Annotated in this window: 2 protein-coding genes; both read left to right on the forward strand. The window is 67.5% G+C overall.

Annotated elements, in window-relative coordinates:
* Nucleotides 1–1042 precede the first annotated feature (1042 nt).
* Complete coding sequence (locus ABZ340_RS36490; RefSeq protein WP_358786197.1) at nt 1043–1663, forward strand: hypothetical protein; 621 nt, start codon at nt 1043–1045, stop codon at nt 1661–1663.
* A 58-nt stretch (nt 1664–1721) separates the two neighbouring features.
* Complete coding sequence (locus ABZ340_RS36495) at nt 1722–2138, forward strand: helix-turn-helix domain-containing protein (protein WP_358786198.1); 417 nt, start codon at nt 1722–1724, stop codon at nt 2136–2138.
* Nucleotides 2139–2742: the final 604 nt, after the last annotated feature.

Raw genomic sequence — 2742 nt, forward strand, 5'->3', positions numbered from 1 at the left:
CTTCCGATCTGCGATGCGCGCGGGCCCGTCCCTTCGCTGCGCTCTGGACGGTGTGGGGTCGGCCGCTGCGCGCCCGGCGGGCCGCGCGGTGCGCGGCGGAGTGGCTGGGGGTCTGACAGTACGGCTAGTGTGGCTCGAGGTATGGGAGTTGAGGAGCGCTTCGCGCTCCTAGGCAGGTCCGCTACGCTCCCCCGCCCCACGGTCCTTCCGGCTGCGCCTCCAGGACCGTGGGGCCCGCTGGCGCGGACTGGGCTGGCTACGGGGTGGGGGGTCGCTCGTTCGTGTCGGGTTCCAATGTAGCGAGTGCATCAGTTTGATTCAGCATGTACCACTGGCGGAAACACGGGACACCCCCCAACCACCTAGGTAGGGCGCGTGATTTGTTGAGTGGTCAGCGCCGGTATTTCGCTCTCCCACTCAGGTGAGGAATTATGACTTGGGACGCTTCGAACTTCAGGAACAGAACAGTACCTCGGATATTAGGAAAACCGGAGCTCCGGCGTACGGAGGTGCCGGAGCCGAACGGCCCCTTGGGCCGGGCGGTGGAACTGCCCACCGGCACCGGCCACGCCTCTGTGCTCTTGAGCGTCAGGGTCGGCACCACCCGAGACTCAGAGCCGCTGCTGCCGTCCACGACCCGCACTTGGGCGCGGTGCCGCACGCGAAGCGAGCTCAGCCACGGAGGCCAGCGCCCACGATCCGGTGGTTGTTGACGGCGACACGCCCGCCGCTGCCAGCTGCTTGATCCGTGCGCACCGTGGCGTGTCGAGCGGAGTTTGCGTGGTGGTTGAGCTCTAGTGACACATAAGAGCGCTCCGCGTCGAAACAGGCCCTGACCTGCGGCGATGCGAAACCGTTTGTTCTAGGTTTCCAGAACAAACGCGCCCCGGGTGTTCTGGAAACCTAGAACAAACACCCCCCGTAGCTGACGATTCGTCAGGTAACTGTGAGCCACCGTTTGTTCTGCCTATCCAGAACAAGCCGGTTTACCTAGTGCTACCGTGCTCCCCGAAACGTTGATCATCTCTGGAGGACTGTGCTGATGGAACAGCTGCCGATCGTCCGCCCCGGCGAGCGCGTGGTCGCGCGGTCGGACGGCAAGGGCGGCTTGATCCTGGGCGTGGAGAAGATCCAGGGCCGCGAGTTCGCCGCGAGCGCGGAGGTCAGCGGATACGTGCTGGACGCCCGGTTGCTGCTGAACGTGCTCGGCAGTTTGAAGATGCCCGGGAGCTGGTTCCAGGTGTGGTGCCAGCTGATGGCGCTGCAGAGCGCCAACCGGGCCGACGACAAGGAGCGCGCGGCCCCCCGCGGGTTCGTGAAGACCAACCAGCGCGACCTCCAGGCCCGGTGCAATCTGTCGGCGGCCTCCGTGAACGAGGCCAGCCAGTTCTTTGCACACATCGGCTGGATGCGCAGCGCCAAGCGCGGCATCCTCCAGCTGAACCCGTGGCTCACGGTCGCGGGCACTTCCGGCGAGCAGGAGAAGTGGCAGAAGCTCTGGAACGACGCCAAGGGCCCGGCCTGTGTCATCCCGCACCCCGACTACCCCACCGAGTGGCGCAAGGCGCGGGAGGCGGAGAAGAAGGCCGCCGAGGCCGCCCGTCGCAAGGAGAAGGTCGTCACGTTGCGGCAGCGGCGGCCCGCACGCAAGGCGAGCGCATGACGTCGCGCGGCATATTCTCGGTTACAGCGTCTCGACCTGATCGAAGTGGTGAGGCTCCGTGAGCAGCTCTTACGTCCCCGGCCCTCCGACCGAGGCCCCTGTCACGATCTCCCGTGACGTCCTGCGCCTCCTGGCCTTGGTCGACGTCTCCACCGCCGGCCGCCGCGTCCTGGACCAGCTGCTGTACCTCAGCGACCCGGAGACCGGCACCGCTGAGATCAGCCAGAACGAGATGGCACGCGAGCTGGGCGCGAGCAAGCCGACCGTGAACCGCGGCTTCAAGGAGCTGCGCGAGTGCGGATTGGCGTGGGGCCTCGAGGACGGCCGCTACCAGCTCCACCCGCTGCTCACCGGCGGCGCGATCTACTCCCCCATGGCCGTGCCGGAGATCAAGGCCGCCGACCCCGAGAGCTTCACCGAGCAACGACGGGCCCGGTTCGCCGCACAGGTGGCCAACCTCTCCGCCACCGGCTGAACGCCGGCCCGGCCCACGTAGCACCCAAGGCGCTGCACCCCTGGTGCAGCGCCTTCTTCATGGCCCTCGCGGTAGCACTAGCTAAACCGGCTTGTTCTGGGAGGGCAGAACAAACCAGCGCCGAGCTCCGGCACGGCGCGGACGCGAAGCTGGTGGCCGGTAGCACCAGGTGAACCGGCTTGTTCTGGAGCAGCAGAACAAAGGGACCATGGCGTTGCTGCCACAGGGCCGTGGCAGCAACGCCACGAAATAACGGCTTCGGTCAGCGAGGGCTGGAGGGCTGACAGTGCCGTGCGAGCGTCCGGGCGCAGCAACGGCCTCCCAGGCAGCAGGCCGACGGTGGCCGCCGCGACCGGGTAGCCCGACCCGTTGCAGCGGCGAGCTGCTGCAACGGTGAGGGCCGCCTTGCTGCCCGAGCAGCAGCCGTGTGCCACCTGGGGCGTGCGATTACTGCGCTGCATCGTTGCTGTGCGACGGGGAGGTCCGTGCTGCATCCGGTCCGGCGAGCAGCAGAGGCGCCATCCACGAACACGCCCGCGGAGGCGCCGACGGAGAGACCACCGGCGATGTTGTCCAGGTCCGCCTCGGTCATCTCGGCCGTCTC

Origin of the sequence: Streptomyces sp. NPDC006134, from assembly GCF_040628835.1 — a bacterium.
Classification (GTDB): Bacteria; Actinomycetota; Actinomycetes; order Streptomycetales; family Streptomycetaceae; genus Streptomyces.